Source organism: Ferribacterium limneticum, from assembly GCF_020510565.1.
Classification (GTDB): Bacteria; Pseudomonadota; Gammaproteobacteria; order Burkholderiales; family Rhodocyclaceae; genus Azonexus; species Azonexus limneticus_B.
The window spans coordinates 1,110,162-1,124,688 of sequence record NZ_CP075189.1; the positions used below are offsets into that span (position 1 = coordinate 1,110,162).

Annotated in this window: 20 protein-coding genes; 8 read left to right on the forward strand and 12 right to left on the reverse strand. The window is 60.8% G+C overall.

Translation table 11 applies throughout. The annotated features are described in order from the left end of the window. The first annotated feature begins 25 nt into the window (after positions 1-25). Genes KI610_RS20075 through selD form a run of 3 tightly spaced genes read left to right on the forward strand, consistent with a single transcriptional unit; the run spans position 26 to position 3,070 of the window. A complete protein-coding gene (locus KI610_RS20075; protein WP_319004210.1) occupies positions 26-1,774 on the forward strand; it encodes a putative bifunctional diguanylate cyclase/phosphodiesterase in 1,749 nt (582 codons plus the stop codon). A 5-nt stretch (positions 1,775-1,779) separates the two neighbouring features. Next, positions 1,780-1,986 carry a heavy-metal-associated domain-containing protein gene (locus tag KI610_RS05420; RefSeq protein ID WP_226497646.1) on the forward strand — a complete coding sequence of 69 codons (207 nt, stop codon included), beginning with the start codon at positions 1,780-1,782 and terminating at the stop codon, positions 1,984-1,986. Between the two features lie 37 nt (positions 1,987-2,023). Next, positions 2,024-3,070, forward strand: coding sequence for a selenide, water dikinase SelD (selD, locus tag KI610_RS05425; RefSeq protein ID WP_226497647.1), 1,047 nt, complete (start codon positions 2,024-2,026; stop codon positions 3,068-3,070). Between the two features lie 193 nt (positions 3,071-3,263). Here the strand turns inward: selD and KI610_RS05430 are convergent, their stop codons facing one another. The 11 genes from KI610_RS05430 to KI610_RS05480 form a co-directional block, all read right to left on the reverse strand. Then, complete coding sequence (locus KI610_RS05430) at positions 3,264-3,467, reverse strand: (2Fe-2S)-binding protein (protein WP_226497648.1); 204 nt, start codon at positions 3,465-3,467, stop codon at positions 3,264-3,266. Positions 3,468-3,699: 232 nt separating this feature from the next. Further along, positions 3,700-4,182 carry a bacterioferritin gene (gene bfr / locus KI610_RS05435; protein ID WP_226497649.1) on the reverse strand — a complete coding sequence of 161 codons (483 nt, stop codon included), beginning with the start codon at positions 4,180-4,182 and terminating at the stop codon, positions 3,700-3,702. Positions 4,183-4,194: 12 nt separating this feature from the next. After that, positions 4,195-4,680 (reverse strand): bacterioferritin, encoded by a 486-nt coding sequence (gene bfr / locus KI610_RS05440; protein WP_226497650.1) that lies wholly within the window; start codon positions 4,678-4,680, stop codon positions 4,195-4,197. Positions 4,681-4,998: 318 nt separating this feature from the next. Then, a complete protein-coding gene (gene nudC / locus KI610_RS05445; protein ID WP_226497651.1) occupies positions 4,999-5,763 on the reverse strand; it encodes an NAD(+) diphosphatase in 765 nt (254 codons plus the stop codon). A 9-nt stretch (positions 5,764-5,772) separates the two neighbouring features. Beyond that, on the reverse strand, positions 5,773-6,183 hold the full coding sequence (locus tag KI610_RS05450; RefSeq protein WP_226497652.1) for a phage holin family protein: 411 nt from the start codon (positions 6,181-6,183) through the stop codon (positions 5,773-5,775). Between the two features lie 75 nt (positions 6,184-6,258). Beyond that, complete coding sequence (locus KI610_RS05455; protein ID WP_226497653.1) at positions 6,259-7,335, reverse strand: hypothetical protein; 1,077 nt, start codon at positions 7,333-7,335, stop codon at positions 6,259-6,261. Between the two features lie 83 nt (positions 7,336-7,418). Further along, entirely contained in the window at positions 7,419-8,630 is a 1,212-nt protein-coding gene (locus KI610_RS05460) for an MFS transporter (RefSeq protein ID WP_226497654.1), read from the reverse strand. Positions 8,631-8,765: 135 nt separating this feature from the next. Next, on the reverse strand, positions 8,766-9,230 hold the full coding sequence (locus tag KI610_RS05465; protein ID WP_226497655.1) for a PaaI family thioesterase: 465 nt from the start codon (positions 9,228-9,230) through the stop codon (positions 8,766-8,768). 355 nt (positions 9,231-9,585) lie between these two features. After that, a complete protein-coding gene (locus tag KI610_RS05470) occupies positions 9,586-10,221 on the reverse strand; it encodes a hypothetical protein (protein ID WP_226497656.1) in 636 nt (211 codons plus the stop codon). A gap of 268 nt (positions 10,222-10,489) precedes the next feature. Further along, entirely contained in the window at positions 10,490-10,786 is a 297-nt protein-coding gene (gene cowN / locus KI610_RS05475) for a N(2)-fixation sustaining protein CowN (protein ID WP_226497657.1), read from the reverse strand. A 93-nt stretch (positions 10,787-10,879) separates the two neighbouring features. Continuing rightward, complete coding sequence (locus KI610_RS05480) at positions 10,880-11,536, reverse strand: Crp/Fnr family transcriptional regulator (protein ID WP_226497658.1); 657 nt, start codon at positions 11,534-11,536, stop codon at positions 10,880-10,882. 249 nt (positions 11,537-11,785) lie between these two features. Here KI610_RS05480 and KI610_RS05485 point away from each other — a divergent pair, with 249 nt between their 5' ends. From KI610_RS05485 to KI610_RS05505, 5 genes are all read left to right on the forward strand, one after another. Continuing rightward, positions 11,786-12,250, forward strand: coding sequence for a CHRD domain-containing protein (locus KI610_RS05485; protein WP_226497659.1), 465 nt, complete (start codon positions 11,786-11,788; stop codon positions 12,248-12,250). Positions 12,251-12,271: 21 nt separating this feature from the next. Continuing rightward, positions 12,272-12,754 (forward strand): glutathione peroxidase, encoded by a 483-nt coding sequence (locus KI610_RS05490; protein ID WP_226497660.1) that lies wholly within the window; start codon positions 12,272-12,274, stop codon positions 12,752-12,754. 73 nt (positions 12,755-12,827) lie between these two features. Continuing rightward, entirely contained in the window at positions 12,828-13,058 is a 231-nt protein-coding gene (locus KI610_RS05495) for a DUF2789 family protein (protein WP_226404282.1), read from the forward strand. Between the two features lie 92 nt (positions 13,059-13,150). Beyond that, complete coding sequence (locus KI610_RS05500) at positions 13,151-13,741, forward strand: ArsR family transcriptional regulator (protein ID WP_226497661.1); 591 nt, start codon at positions 13,151-13,153, stop codon at positions 13,739-13,741. Continuing rightward, the gene (locus tag KI610_RS05505; RefSeq protein WP_226497662.1) at positions 13,719-14,138 is read left to right on the forward strand and encodes a hypothetical protein; all 420 of its coding nucleotides are present in this window, start codon (positions 13,719-13,721) and stop codon (positions 14,136-14,138) included. The genes KI610_RS05500 and KI610_RS05505 overlap by 23 nt, the downstream gene beginning before the upstream one ends. Before the next feature lie 31 nt (positions 14,139-14,169). On the opposite strand, the gene KI610_RS05510 is transcribed toward KI610_RS05505, so the two are convergent. After that, positions 14,170-14,514, reverse strand: coding sequence for a hypothetical protein (locus tag KI610_RS05510; RefSeq protein WP_226497663.1), 345 nt, complete (start codon positions 14,512-14,514; stop codon positions 14,170-14,172). Positions 14,515-14,527 lie beyond the last annotated feature (13 nt).

Below are 14,527 nucleotides of genomic sequence, written 5' to 3' on the forward strand. Positions count from 1 at the left end.
ACGGAAACAGGGACAAGGGGTTTCGATGACCGCAGGGGTCGGAGGGCAGGTGGTTTTTCAGGCGACAGCCGGCGATGGTATCGGCAATCCACCGGCATTGACGGAACGCGAAGCGATGTTCCGGACGACGATGGAAGCGGCGCAGGTCGGCATCTTCGTCTTGCAGGATCAGCACTTCAAGTACGTCAATCCCTATCTGACGCGTCTCTTCGGCTACAGCGCCGAGGAAATGGTGGACCGCATGGGGCCGCTCGACGTGGTCGCCCCGGCGCAGCACGCTTTCATTATCGAACAGATGCAGGCCCGGGTGGCCGGGGTCAGCGGGCATCATTACGAGATCAAGGCTATACGCAAGGACGGCTCGGAATTCCCGGCCATGATCTACGGTTCGCCCTCGGTCTTTGACGGCCGCCCGGCCTCGGTCGGCACCCTGCTCGACATTTCCTCGCAGAAAGTGGCCGAGCAGCGGATCCGTGAGTTGGCCGATTACGACGTACTGACCGGCCTGCCCAACCGGCGCCTGCTGCGCGAGCGCTTCGTCCAGTTGCTGGCGGCGGCCGAGCGGGACAAGACCGAAATCGCCGTCATCTTTCTCGATCTCGATCATTTCAAGCGGGTCAACGACTCCCTTGGCCACAGCGTCGGCGACGAACTGCTGGTCGAAGTGGCGCGCCGCCTCGACACTGTCGTGCGGCGCATCGATACCGTGGCCCGCCTCGGTGGCGACGAGTTTATTTTTGCCATGCCGGGCTTTCACACGGCGGCGGCGGCCGAAGTGGCGCGTCGCCTGATCGACGTTTTCTCCCGGCCTTTCGAAGTGGCGGGGCATGAGCTGACGGTGACGCCCTCGCTCGGCATCAGCATCTACCCGCACGACGGGCAGGATCTCGAAACCCTGCTCAAGAACGCTGACACGGCGATGTACCGGGCCAAGGATATCGGCCGCAACACCTTCCAGTTTTACGCCACCGAGATGAACACGGCAACGCTCGACCGCCTGCTCATGGAGAGCAATCTGCGCCGGGCCCTGGCGCAGAACGAATTCATTCTCCAGTATCAGCCGCTAGTCAATCTGCGTACCGGCGTGATCGTCGGCGTCGAGGCCCTGATTCGCTGGCAGCATCCGGAACTTGGCATGATCATGCCGGACAGTTTCATTCATGTTGCCGAAGAGACCGGGCTGATCAACCCGATCGGCGACTGGGTCCTGTGCGCCGCCTGCCGCCAGGCCAAGGCTTGGTGCGACGAGGGGTTGCCGTCGCTGGTCATGGCCGTCAACGTGGCGCCCGTCCAGTTCCGCCAGCCGGGTTTTGTCGAAATGGTCGCCGGCGCCCTGGCGTCCTCCGGCCTCGATGCCGCGCTGCTCGAACTCGAACTGACCGAGCGCACGGTGATGCACGATGCCGACATCAACCTCGGCACGTTGTCGGCGCTGCATCGCATGGGTGTCGAGCTGTCGCTTGACGATTTCGGCACCGGCTACTCGTCGCTGGCCTATCTCAAGCGCTTCCCGGTCGGCAAGCTCAAGATCGACCGTTCCTTCGTCAATGATCTCGAAACCGATCCCGACGACTGGGCCATCGCCTCGACCATCGTCAGCATGGGGCGCAGCCTGCGCATGACCGTGCTCGCCGAAGGCGTCGAAACTGCCGAACAGTTGGCACAATTGCGTAAAATGGGCTGCGATATGGCGCAAGGCTACTATTTCAGCCGGCCGACTTCGGCCGCCGGTATAGCAGAAATCCTGCGCGCTCAACCCTTTGTGAACAGGTAAATGGCATGGAAAACACCGTAATCAAGGTCGGCGGCATGAGCTGCCAGGGCTGCGTCAAGAACATCAGCGGCGTACTCAGCGCCATGGCCGGCGTGGCCAGCGCCGAAGTCTCGCTGGAGGCGGCCGAAGCCAAAGTGGCTTTCGATCCGCAGGCGGTGACGCGCGAAGCGCTGGTCAATGCCATCGAAGATGCCGGCTTCGACGCAGAATAAAAAAATCAAACAACAATAGTTTTTCGAGAGAACAGCCGTGCCTGAAGAAAAAATAAGACTGACCCAGCTTTCCCATGGCGGCGGCTGTGGCTGCAAGATCGCGCCTGCCGTCCTCCAGCAAATTTTGGCCGGCGCCCCGTCGGGCATCATTCCGCCGCAACTGCTGGTCGGCACCGAGACCTGCGACGACGCAGCGGTTTATCAGATCAACGCACAGCAGGCGATTGTCGCGACGACCGATTTCTTCATGCCTATCGTCGACGATCCCTACGATTTCGGCCGCATCGCCGCGACCAACGCCATTTCCGATGTTTACGCCATGGGCGGCACGCCGCTCTTCGCGCTGGCCATCGTCGGCATGCCGGTCAATACCCTGCCGCTGGAAACCATCGGCAAAATCCTCCAGGGCGGCGAGTCGGTTTGTCGCGCCGCCTGTATTCCGATTGCCGGCGGCCACACCATTGATTCGGTCGAGCCCATTTACGGCCTGGTCGCCATCGGCATCGTCAATCCGGCCCACCTCAAGCGCAATTCGGGCGCCAAGCCCGGCGACAAGCTGATCCTCGGCAAGCAACTCGGTGTCGGCGTGTATAGCGCCGCGCTCAAGAAGGATCTACTCCACGCCACCGATTACGAAGCCATGGTCGACACCACGACCCAGCTCAATACGCCCGGGCCGATGCTGGCCTGCCTGGATGGCGTGCATGCCGTCACCGACGTTACCGGCTTTGGTCTGGCCGGGCATCTGCTTGAAGTGTGCAAGGGCAGCAATGTCCGCGCCACGGTGAACTACGCCGACCTGCCGCTGCTCCCCCGTGCCCGCGAGTTTGTCGATGCCGGCCACCTGACCGGCGCCTCGGGGCGGAACTGGGCTAGTTACGGCGATGGCGTCAGTCTTGCGGCCAACCTCGACAGCGCGGCAAAAACGCTGCTCACCGATCCGCAAACGTCGGGCGGCCTGCTCGTTTCATGCTCGCCCGAAACGGTGACCGAAGTGCTCTCGCTATTCCTGCAGCAGGGCTTCTCGCACGTTTCCGTGATTGGTGAAATTACCGAGGGGGCACCGGGGATCGATGTCGTTTGAACCTTGATGCAGCCGCTGTTTGGCTTGTAGTTGGTGATTTCTCCACGTCGGTAGGCCGGGCGACGCTGTGTTTGATGGGCGGTTCGAATTCGTTGGCCGGCTGATTTACCAAGACGGCGCATGCAACCGTCTCGCCTTGAGTGTCGAGCGGCAGCGCCATCGGTCCGCCGAATTCGGCAAGAAGGGGTAAAACTCAGGCAGCTTTGCGCAGTATCTTGCCTGGCTTTGACTGCTCGCCGTGCGCTTCGCGCAGGCATTCGTGGGCACAGGAGGCGCACCGGCCGCAATCGCGCGTGACGCCGAGATCGCGTCGCAAGTCTCTCAACGTGCGGGCGCCATCTAGCGCGGCTTCGCGAATCTGGGTGTCGGTGACTGCTTTGCAGACGCAGACGTACATGGACTGCCTCCTGATGCGGTTGTTAATGCGAACAATTCGTATTCTACGGCGTTGAGAACGATTGTCAACAACTATGATCAATCTGGCCATTGACCCGGTTTTGTCGCATAGTCGACAGTCGAGCCCGGCCTTCGTGTTGCTGAGCAATTCGCAAGCCAGCCTTGGCCGGGCTGGCGCAGAAACGAAAAAGCCGCAGACTGGCTGCGGCTTTTGGTGGAGCGAGCGGGGAGGCTTAGCCTTCGCCCGGCTCCATGTGCGCTTGCAGATAGTTCGGCAAGGTCACATCCTTGATCAACGTCTGCTGCGTTTCCAGCCAGTCGATGGCTTCCTCGCAGTGTTCGAGCAGTTCCTCGAGCAAATCGCGGCTGACGTAATCCTGCAACTCCTCGCACAGCGCGATGCTTTCGATAAGCAGCGGGCGCTGGATTTCGCGCTCATATTTGAGGTCGCCCTGCAGGCATTCGACGACATGCTCGCCGATCATGAGCTTGCCGAGGTTCTGCAAATTGGGCAGCCCCTCGAGGAAAAGCACCCGTTCGATGATCTCGTCGGCTTCCTTCATGACGCGGATCGACTGCTTGTACTGGTAGTCGTTGAGCTTTTCCAGGCCCCAGTTGCGGAACATGCGGGCATGCAGGAAATACTGGTTGATCGCGGTCAGCTCGTTCTTCAGCACCTTGTTGAGGGCTTCGATGACTTTCTTGTCGCCTTTCATCGTCGTCGCTCCTTAAGCCGGGGTGCCGGAGCCCATCTGGCTCTGCAGGTAGTTGGGCAGGCCGACCAGTTCGATCAGTTTCATCTGCTTTTCGAGGAAGTAGGCGTGGTCCATTTCGGTGTCTTCGAGCTGGACGCCGAGCAGGTCACGGCTGACGAAATCCTGGGCCTTTTCGCAGGCAGCCATGGCTTTCTTGAGATCGCCCGCCACCTTGTATTCGACGGCGAGGTCGGATTTGAGCATTTCCGGCACGGTCTTGCCGATCTTCAGGGCATCGCGCTTGCTGAGGTCGGGCTTGCCTTCGAGGAAGAGAATGCGCTGGATCAGGGCGCGGGCATGCTGGCGCTCGTGATCGGACTCGTGGATGGATTTCTCGGCTAGCTGGGTCAGTCCCATATCGGCATACATTTCGCCGTGGATCAGGTACTGATCGACCGCAGTCAGTTCGCCGGTCAGCAGTTCGTTCAGGATATCGATGATCTTCTTATCGCCCTTCATGGCTTTTCTCCGTAAGGTTCGTTGGGTAGCGGGCTGGCTGGCGGGTCACAGCTGGCTTGCCCATGCCGCGATTTTAAGTTGGCTTGCCTGATATTAGAAGGAAGGTCGTGAAAAAAGTTCTTTAATTACAATCAACTAGGAACGGTTCTCATTCGCCTTGTCATGCACCGGAATGTGGCGGTTCCGCTTCGTGCAAATGGCATGAATTTTTCTCGCCAGACACGGAATGACCTGACGTCGCGTTGGTTACACCGGCGTGAAGGCTTGTCACGGTCAACCGGAAAAAATGACCAAAAATGAAAAGTCTGTGCGCCGGCTTCAGCGCTCGTGCAGCTCCGCTTCGATGAGTCGGCGGGAAATGCTGATCGGCTCGGGCAGGATCGGCAGGGCATCGGGCGAAAACCACCCAGCTTCCTCGATCTCGTTAGGGTCCGGCCTGAGCGTGCCGCCGGCGTAGTCGGCGAAGAAGGCGACCATCAGCGAATTGGGGAAAGGCCAAGGCTGGCTGTGGAAATAGCGCAGATTGGCGATTTCGATGCCGACTTCCTCGCGTACTTCGCGGGCGGCGCATTCTTCGAGCGTTTCGCCCGGTTCGACAAAACCGGCCAGGGCACTGAAGACGCCCGGCTTGAAATGCGGGCTGCGGGCGAGTAACAGCCGCTCGCCATCGCGCACTAGCACCATGACGGCTGGGGAAATGCGTGGGTAGGCGAGCAGGCTGCAGACCGGGCACTGCATGGCCAGTTCCCCTTCTTTCATGACGGTCGGCGTGCCGCACTTGCCGCAGAAACGGTGGTTGGCCTGCCAGTCGAGCAACTGCGTGGCGCGGCCGGCCAGGGCGAAGGTTTCGGCGCCGGAGATCGAGAAAATGGCACGCAGCGGGGTGGCTTCGCTGCCGGGGATTTCTGGGAAGTGCGCGACATCGGCGGCGTGGCAGGGCAGGCCGTTCAAATTGCCAACGTGCAGCACGTTGACCGGGTGGCCGAAGTCGGCGGCCAGCCCTGCCGGGAAGACCGATTCGGCCCCGCCGATGGTCAGCAGGCGATGCTCGCAGCGCAAAATCCAGTAGGCGGCTTGGTTCATGGCGTTGGTTCAGGCAGAAATGGTCTGCGCTGACGGATTAGGTGGCAGGCGGTAGATCGTTGTTTCGGCATTCGGCGCCAGGGTGCCGAGGGCGATGCTCAGGATGGAAATGAACAGGCTGGCGAAAAAGGCCGTCCAGAAGCCGGAAATGGTGAAGCCGCTGACCACCTTGGCAACGAGCATGAGCAGCAGGGCGTTGATGACCAGCACGAAAAAACCGAGGGTGAGCAGGGTCAACGGCAGGGTCAGAAAAACCAGCAGCGGGCGGAGCACGGCGTTGGCGAAACCGAGCAGCAATGCCGCGACGATCAGCGCCGAGGTGCTCGAAAAGCGGATGCCCTTGAAGACGAGGCTGGCGCCCCACAGTGACAGGGCGGTGATGGCCCATTGGATGAAAAATCCCGCCAGATTGTCGAACATGTCTTTGCCTTTGTTGAAGTGGGTGCCGCCTGATCAGGCCGGTATGCCGGATTTTACGGTTTGTGGCGGCTGGCGCTATTCCTGATCTGCCGGCCGTTTGATCTCGGCGCGCAAGTAAGGGGCGTTGGCACTCTGGAAGAACATCAGCGCGATGGCCTGCGGCGGGCCTTCCTTTTCCCAGGCGACGCGCTGGTAGCCGGGCATGATGCAGTCGTTGACGAAGGTTTCGCCGGGTTGCAGGGAGTTCAGCGAGTTGAAAAAGAGACGATCCGGGCCGACGAAATAGGCGATCGACGCGCGGGAACGGGGAATGGGCACCGGCGGGTCGATGCCGTCGGGGCGAAAGCTGACCTTGAATTCACGCGGCTCGGCCGGGTCGGTGGCGGTGGTCGGCGAGAAATCGGCCTGCAGGCGCTGGCCGTTTTGCCGCCAGTACAGGCGCAGGACCGGCGTCGGCTCGCGGGCCGACCACATGAGGTGGAGGTTCTGGCCATCCCGGCAAAAAACGTCGCGCGTGCTGGTCGCGGTATCGGACCAGTTTTCGGCCACCTTGCGGTCGATTCGCTCGAGTTCGACGCCGGCAGGCGCGATGAGCGACTGGGTATGGATCAGGCCGACGGTTGGCAGATTGAAACGCTGTATCGGGCCGACGGCATGGGGCAACGCGGTTGTCGGCGCCGCCTCGAAGGCGCTTTGGGTCAGGCCGCGCGAAGCATGGAAAATCGGCCCCTGGGCCAGCGTCGCCGCGCCAAAGGGGAGGAGCAGGATGAACAGGCCGCTGGCCGCCATGAACAGGCTTTCCCCCTTGCTGAAGGCCGGCCGCAGCAGACGGCCGCAGAGCACATGGCCGGCGAACCAGACGAGCGGACCCAGGACGAGCAGGGCAAGATAGAAATAGGCCAGCGCCTCGGGGCCGGAAATCGCCATGCTCGGGATGACGACGATGCCCGCCGTGACCGGCAGCAGAATGAACAGCGCGAGCAGGCGCAGCGCTCGCCAGCTACCGCCTTTGTCGCGCGCCGCGAAATGGCGGCGCTCAAGGAACAGGATCAGCCCGGCCGCCGCCAGCACGGCAACGCCGACGGCGCCCCAGGCCCATTGCTCGAACAGGGGGCGGTTGGCGATGCTTTTCAGGAGAAAGTCGATATCCATGGCGAAACTTTTATCGGTGGCGGCAGGCGGGAACACATGCCGGCAGAGTATCGGGCCTGGGCTGCCGGGCGGTCAATCCGCCGCTAACTGTTCCTGCCGTGCATGACGATACGCGAGACGAACCAGATGGCCACCAGATTGGCCGCGACAGCGACGTAGCCGACCAGCGAATAGCCGACGATGCGGCCGCTGGCGTCGAGCGAGGTGAGGAAGCCGGCCAGCGTGGTGGCCAGGCCCATGGCCAGCGACTGGACTGTGGCATTGAGCGACATGAAGGTGCCACGCAGCTTGGGCTGGGCCGACGAGGCGATGATCGCCATGGACGGGATCATGCGCCCCGAGATGAGCACGAAGAAGCTGGCCGAGATGATCAGCCAGACCCACAGCGGCAGCAGGCCGGCGTGGGTGAGGACCAGCGTCGGCACCATGGCGAGCAGGGCGACCAGCCGGTAGACCTCGACCTTGCCGTGCTTGTCGGCCCAGTGGCCGATCAGCCGGGCGCTGATGAAGGTGGCCGAGCCGCCGACCAGATAGACGATGGGGATGTCGGTTTGGGCGATGCCGACGTTATTGACGGCATAGACCGTGATGTAGGGAATGATCGTGAAGCCGGAAAAGATGATCAGCGCCGAGAAGAACAGGGCGCGCCGGTGGTTGGCGTCGCCGAGCACGCTGAAGGTGGCCGAGAGGAGGTGGGCCCGCTTTTCCTCGCTGAGGTGGTGGCGCAACTCGGGCAGAAAGCGCAGGCCGATGGCGAGGAAAACGACGCACAGCCCGGCGATCAGCACGAAGGGGGCGCGCCAGCCGAAGTGATTGGCCAGCCACAGCGAGAGCGGCACGCCGGCGATGGTCGAAATCGAGAAGGCACTCGACACCACGCCGCTCGCCCGCCCTCGGCGTGAAAAGGGAATGGCGTCGGCGATCATCGTCTGGACCAGCGCCCCCATGATGCCGCCGAACACGCCGGCCATGCCGCGCGCCAGGATCAGCGTCGAATAGCCCGGCGCCAACCCGCAGGCCAGCGTTGCCAGGCCGAACAGCGTGAACACGATGAGCAACAGGCGTTTGCGCTCGAAAAGATCGACGAAAGTCGCCGCCAGAATCCCCGACACCGCCGCACTGAAACTGTACGACGCCACGAGCAGCCCGAACTCATGCGTGCCGATGCCGAAGGCCGCCATGAGGATGGGGCCGAGCGGCATCATGATCATGAAATCGAGCACGTGGCTGAACTGGATGCCGGCCAGCGTCAGCAGGAAAAAGCGTTCGGTACGGGGCGAAAGCGTGGTGGACATGGGGGCGGGAAACACGGCGTGGGCAGCAAGGATACGCTGCCCGGGGCGGCGGGCGATAGCTTCGACCGCGTTGCTGCTAATAATTCAAGGAAAGCGTATCGGGTAGCCCGCCACGCTGCCTGAACGTGTCTGCCGTTAGCTCGCCACAAACGTATCCGGCATCTGCAAGGCGATGACCTCGCCGCGTGCTGTCGCCACGCCGTCAGCGTAAACCGTGGCCTCGACGACGACCTTGCGGCCCTTGATTTCCTTCACCTTGCCGCGAATTTCGAGGACCGGGCCAAGCGGCGTCGGCTTGAGGTAACTGACCTGCAGCGAGCCGGTGACGAAGCGCAAGGCCGGCAGGCTGTCCATGCTCCGGTTCTCGGCCTTGTACATCGCGGCGGCGGCCGTTCCCGTGCCGTGGCAGTCGATCAGTGAAGCGAGCAGGCCGCCGTAGACAAAACCGGGGATCGCCGTGTGTTCCGGGCGCGGCTGGAAATGGGTGACGGTTTCGTCGCCCTCCCAGAAGGTCTTGATCTGATGCCCGTGCTCGTTGTTGCGGCCGCAACCGTAGCAATGGGCGAGGTTCTCCGGGTAGTAATCCTGAAAGGCCTGCATGCTGTCTCCTCGTTATTGGCAAAACGGCATCGTAGGCGAGGCGGTGCTCAGCGGCCACTGTTCAGTCAGACAGATGGCGTGCAAATTCGGCCACTAAAGGCGCCGGAGCGGAGTCTTGCTGTGATGACCACCGAATCACATCGGTGTCGACCATGCGAAGAAATCAACTTGACCGAGCCAGGTCGAACGGCAACTTGGTGCCCTAAGCGGAAGTAGCCGGACGGTGAAAGCGGACGCTCAGAAACGGTTGAATTAAGCCACGCAGCGGAGCGGCGTCGGCATGAATGAGTTGTTAGGCGCGGCCGCCGCCAGCGACCTTATAAGGCCTGAGTTTAAGCCTGCCCTCAGCGACATCCTACGCCAACTCCTTCGCAATTTGTTCCGCTTTGGCCTCTAGCTGAGTTCCCATATTCGCCAAGTACTGGGCATGTCCTTCAAGCTTCTTCGTCTCTTCAAGAAGGTTGGAAATTGGCATGACTCCGTATTGCATGTTTGCGTCATCATCTTCCTCAAATTTGATCGCTCCCTTTGGCAATTTCTGTTTGTCCAAGCTCGCTGTGAAGAAGATATAGGCGTCGTGACCAGGTACTCTGCGGCCCGCCCAGTGCGCGAACATATGACGCAATTGACGATGCTGCACGAAGATCTCTGCGGCCTTCCGAATTCCCTCAGCAAGCTCTAGATTCCAGACGCAGCTGTCAGCGCAAGCCATAAGATGATCTAGTGCGTCCTTGTCGTTGAGTTTAAGCGCAAATGTTGTTGGATTTCCCTGCCTGATATGAGTAAGGCAATTGATCACCTGCCGCGCCTCAAGATCGGCGATGCAATAGGTTTGAACGAACCTCCCGATCAGTTCGTAGTCGTGGTGTTTAAGTGGATGCGTGTCATTTATGAGGTGACCAAGGGACATCCTTGCCTTCAGTAGCTCGTCGATTTCACGGACGGCCGAAATCTGCTGTGGCGCATTGCGGGTCGTTCTGTGGCTCGTCATGGTGCCTCCAAGCGCCTAACAGCTATTCAACGGACCCACCGGTCCGCATATGCAATGATAGTACGAGCCGACGTAAAGTCGGAATGCCAACGGCAATTTTGCTCAGGCGAATTGCAGCTATGGAGCATTTTTTTGAAGGCCCGCTTCTGGCCGAACTCCGCCTTATAACGATTGTGGCTCGATGCCGAACTGGTCATGTTCCGCAGCGGGAGCGGAGTTTCATTTTTGGCGCATTTTTCCGGTTGACCGTGGAATCCGCAGAAAACGCCTAGCAGCACTCTTCCTCGATCTGCAGCAACAGGCCAAGGGCCTCGCTGTCGTTCCAGTGTTCAAAAAAATCGCGAAACTGGTTGATGTTGGAGTGGATCAGAAAAAGATCGTCAGGTTTGGTGACCGCGTTGCCGGCGCGCTTTTTGGCGAAGTATTCCCAGAAGGCGTTGCTGCGGCCCGGGATGGCCAGTTGCCGGTCGAGGTATTCCATGAGCCGGCGGGCATTGCCGGCGCAATCGATGTCCTGGAAGCTGACGTAGCGGTCGGTCTTGCGGCAAGCGCATTGTTGAGACATGGCGTTCTCCCTGAAAGTTGTCGGGAGCAACTTTAGCCGGCCGGGCGGCTGGCTGTCCGTCGGCTGGCCGACGTTTTGGTTCAGGGCAGGACTTTATGGCAAAGGCGAGCAGCGCGCCTTGAGGGCGTCGAGCGACGGGACGAGCAGGCTGCGCCGGCTTTGGCGGAGCAGTACGCCTTCGCGTTCCCACTGGTTGATCAGCGAGGAAATGCTTTGCCGTGTGGTGCCGAGCAGGCTGGCGATGTCCTGCATGCTGAAATCGAGCGGCACGAGCCAGCCGTGCTCCTGGCGCAGGCCGCGCCGTTCGGCCAGCTGGCAGAGAAAGCGGGCGAGCCGGGCCGGCACTTCGCGAAAGGCGAGGTCTTCGATGAGGCAGACCGCGTTGCTCAGCAGGCGGCCCATGACGCGCATCATGACCGGCGTTACCGACGGGTCGGTGGCCAGCTTGCGGGCGAAAGTCGGTGTGTCGATGAGCCAGATGCTGGTCGGCACGACGGCTTCGACATAGGTCGGGGTGTGCGTCGTGTAGATGTCGCCGGCTTCGAGAAAACTCAGGTTGAGCTCGCGGTTGTCGCCAGCCAGATAAACGCGTAAACGGCCGGATTGCACCATGAGCACCTGATTGTGCGGGCTGTCAGGTGTCGACAGCAGATAGCCTTTGGGCACGTCGCGCAGCGTGAAGCCGTCGAGCAGTGCCCCCTGCGCAATGGTCGCGAGATCGGGTTTGGCAAGATGGGCGTGAGCATGCATTGGAAGCTTCATGCAAGAGCAATGCCCAAATCCAGGTTATTGATTAAACGGGTTTTAATTTTCCGGTGCGGCCCAATTGCCGGGTTTGCGACAGGTCATGAAGGCAAGCCCGACAACGCCAAACAACGAATCGGCGAACCAAGCTGGATATCGGCACTCAAATGCCATGTAGCCGCCGCAGTAAAAAAGTCACCCCACATGCGACGCCCATCTCCTGGCTACATAATTTTCCACGATGAGAGGCTTGCCATGAACACATCCCCGAACCGCCGCCTGGCCATGCCGGGCATCCTCGCCGTCGCCGCCATTGCCCTGGCCACGTTTTCCCTGCCGGCCTTGGCCGACGACATTTCATTCAAACTTTCCGGCGCCATGGAAGTGCCGCCCGTCACCACCAAGGCCAGCGGTGAAGGCATGATCACCATCAAACCCGACATGAGCGTCAGCGGCAAGGTCATGACCAGCGGGCTGGCCGCCACCATGGCGCACATCCACATCGGCAAGGCCGGCGCCAACGGGCCGGTCGTCATCACCCTGAACAAGAGCGGGGACAACGGCTGGATGGTTCCCGAGGGCAGCAAGCTCAGTGCCGAGCAATATCAGGCCTACAAGGCCGGCGAGCTGTACGTCAATGTGCATAGCGCCGAATTCAAGCCGGGCGAGATTCGCGGCCAGTTGATGCCGCCGATGATGGCTCCGAAGTCCTCCTACTGAAAGCAGAGTGATCGAACGCCAATGAGCCAGACCCTCTACGACTTCAGCGCCCAGCGCCTGAACGGTGATGAGCAGAGCCTCGATGCCTACCGCGGCAAGGTTCTGCTGATCGTCAACACGGCCAGCCAATGCGGCTTCACCCCGCAATACACCGGCCTCGAAGAACTCTACCGGAGCTTCAGGGAGCGGGGCTTTGTCGTCCTCGGTTTCCCCTGCAACCAGTTCGGCGAGCAGGAACCCGGCGACGCCGAAGCCATCGGCCAGTTCTGCCAGACCCGTTTCGATGTCACTTTCCCGCTCTTTGCCAAGATCGACGTCAACGGCGACCAGGCCCATCCGCTCTACGCCTGGCTCAAGCACGAAGCGGCCGGCATTCTGGGCACCGAGGCGATCAAATGGAATTTCACCAAATTTCTCGTCGACCGTCAGGGCAAGGTCGTCCATCGCTACGCCCCGGCCACCCGGCCGGAGGAACTGGTGGACGCGGTCGAAACGCTACTTTAAGCAGCGCCAGCGACGGAACTGTTGCCGTCAGCATCCGTCGAACCAACACCCCGTCGCCTAAAAGGAGTCTCCCATGCAAGCCCAACTGCACACCATGGCCAACCTGTTTGCCCAGCTCGGACTACCCACCGACGCGGTTGCGCTCGAGAACTTCATCGATACCCATCGCCCACTGGACAACGAAATTCCACTCTACCGCGCGCCCTTCTGGAGCGATGCGCAACGTGCTTTCCTCAAGGAAGAAATCATCGAGGATGCTGACTGGTCTGCGGTCATCGACGAATTGAACGGGCGTTTGCGCTAAGTTCTCCGGCGCCGACAACCTTTACGCGGAGCCAAATAGGACGACTTTCAATATCAAGCCAAAAAATAGCATGATCGTGCTAATATTTGGCCATGTCGATTTCCGCCGCCCTTTTTTCCGATAGCCAGGCCCGCCTGTTCCGTTGGCTGTTCGGCCAGCCAGAACGTAGCTATCACTTGAGCGAATTGCGTCGCTTGACAGAGCTTGGTAGCGCCTCGCTGCAACGGGAACTGAACCGGCTGGTCGACGCCGGGCTGGTTCTTTCCGAGCGCGTCGGCAATCTTCGGTGTTTTCAGGCCAACCCGCAAAGTCCCGTTTTCGCAGAGCTGGTCGTGTTGACGCGCAAGACACTTGGCGCCGTCCCCTTGCTGCGCGAAGCCTTGCTGCCCATCGCCAACCGGCTGGATAGCGCCTTCATCTACGGTTCCGTTGCCAAACAAACCGACACTGCACAAAGCGATATCGACCTGATGCTGGTGGGCGAAAACCTTTCCCTCAATGAAATCCTGACCCTGCTATTACCGCTGGAAACGCAGCTTGGACGGAAGATAAACCCCAACTGCTATACTCGATCCGAATATGTGCGACGACTCGCCGAGCCGGATTCATTCGTCAATCGCGTCCTCGCCCAACCTATATTGCCCCTGATCGGAAAAGACCTTGACCCAGTCAGCGCTGGATAATCTGGTGCGCATCGGCCAACTCAAGGCCGAACCGCGCAATGCAGCCGAAGCCCGGCGGATGCTGGGCATGGCACGCACCCGACTGGCCGACGCCCAACTTGGCAGCCTCTCCGCCGAAGGCCGCTTCACCAGCGCCTATAACGCGGCTCATGCCGCGGCACTCGCCGCCTTACGCTGGCACGGCTATCGAAGTGAAAACCGCTACACTGTTTTTCAGTGCCTGCCCCACACCCTGGGCTGGTCCGCCATTCAATGGCGCATTCTGGACAACGCCCACCAGAAACGAAATCTCGCTGAGTACGAAGGTTTCCTCGAAGTAGAGGAATCCACCATCAAGGAATTGTGCACACTGGTGGCCGAGCTGATTGCCGATGCTGGCAAGCTGATCGAGAACTGAGGTGGTTCAGGAAAACCGGGAAAATCGCCGCTCAGTTACCGCCAGCGTCCGGCCCCAGCTTGCCGCCTGAAGCCATGACCCGATCACTCAGCGCCTGCAGCGTTTCCTGGGCGTCGTTGGCGGCTTCCTGCATTTCGTCCTGGGTCAGGGGGCGGGCCAGCGCTTCGAGTTCGATGCGCTGAATGTTCGGGCACTTGGCGACAACGCCATGCAGGATGCTGTCGACCTTCCTGGCGCCCAGCCCGAAAAGGACCTTTTCAAGCACGAACAGGCGGACGATGATGATGTCCTCCTCGTTCTGCGCTGTCGCCTGCACGGCCTCGATTTCCTGACGCAGATAGCCGCGGAATTTGAGCGGCGTTATGTCGGCAGGCACTTGCAAAATGGAA

Excerpts from the sequence above, each read along its gene's own strand:
- KI610_RS05470 (WP_226497656.1), bottom strand. The coding sequence starts at position 10,221 with ATGACGAGCCACAGAACGACCCGCAATGCGCCACAGCAGATTTCGGCC.
- KI610_RS05490 (WP_226497660.1), top strand. The coding sequence starts at position 12,272 with ATGAGCCAGACCCTCTACGACTTCAGCGCCCAGCGCCTGAACGGTGAT.
- KI610_RS05500 (WP_226497661.1), top strand. The coding sequence starts at position 13,151 with ATGTCGATTTCCGCCGCCCTTTTTTCCGATAGCCAGGCCCGCCTGTTC.
- KI610_RS05485 (WP_226497659.1), top strand. The coding sequence starts at position 11,786 with ATGAACACATCCCCGAACCGCCGCCTGGCCATGCCGGGCATCCTCGCC.
- KI610_RS05480 (WP_226497658.1), bottom strand. The coding sequence starts at position 11,536 with ATGCATGCTCACGCCCATCTTGCCAAACCCGATCTCGCGACCATTGCG.
- cowN (WP_226497657.1), bottom strand. The coding sequence starts at position 10,786 with ATGTCTCAACAATGCGCTTGCCGCAAGACCGACCGCTACGTCAGCTTC.
- nudC (WP_226497651.1), bottom strand. The coding sequence starts at position 5,763 with ATGAACCAAGCCGCCTACTGGATTTTGCGCTGCGAGCATCGCCTGCTG.
- bfr (WP_226497650.1), bottom strand. The coding sequence starts at position 4,680 with ATGAAGGGCGATAAGAAGATCATCGATATCCTGAACGAACTGCTGACC.
- KI610_RS05420 (WP_226497646.1), top strand. The coding sequence starts at position 1,780 with ATGGAAAACACCGTAATCAAGGTCGGCGGCATGAGCTGCCAGGGCTGC.
- KI610_RS05460 (WP_226497654.1), bottom strand. The coding sequence starts at position 8,630 with ATGTCCACCACGCTTTCGCCCCGTACCGAACGCTTTTTCCTGCTGACG.
- KI610_RS05430 (WP_226497648.1), bottom strand. The coding sequence starts at position 3,467 with ATGTACGTCTGCGTCTGCAAAGCAGTCACCGACACCCAGATTCGCGAA.
- KI610_RS05465 (WP_226497655.1), bottom strand. The coding sequence starts at position 9,230 with ATGCAGGCCTTTCAGGATTACTACCCGGAGAACCTCGCCCATTGCTAC.
- KI610_RS20075 (WP_319004210.1), top strand. The coding sequence starts at position 26 with ATGACCGCAGGGGTCGGAGGGCAGGTGGTTTTTCAGGCGACAGCCGGC.
- KI610_RS05495 (WP_226404282.1), top strand. The coding sequence starts at position 12,828 with ATGCAAGCCCAACTGCACACCATGGCCAACCTGTTTGCCCAGCTCGGA.
- KI610_RS05450 (WP_226497652.1), bottom strand. The coding sequence starts at position 6,183 with ATGTTCGACAATCTGGCGGGATTTTTCATCCAATGGGCCATCACCGCC.
- KI610_RS05455 (WP_226497653.1), bottom strand. The coding sequence starts at position 7,335 with ATGGATATCGACTTTCTCCTGAAAAGCATCGCCAACCGCCCCCTGTTC.
- bfr (WP_226497649.1), bottom strand. The coding sequence starts at position 4,182 with ATGAAAGGCGACAAGAAAGTCATCGAAGCCCTCAACAAGGTGCTGAAG.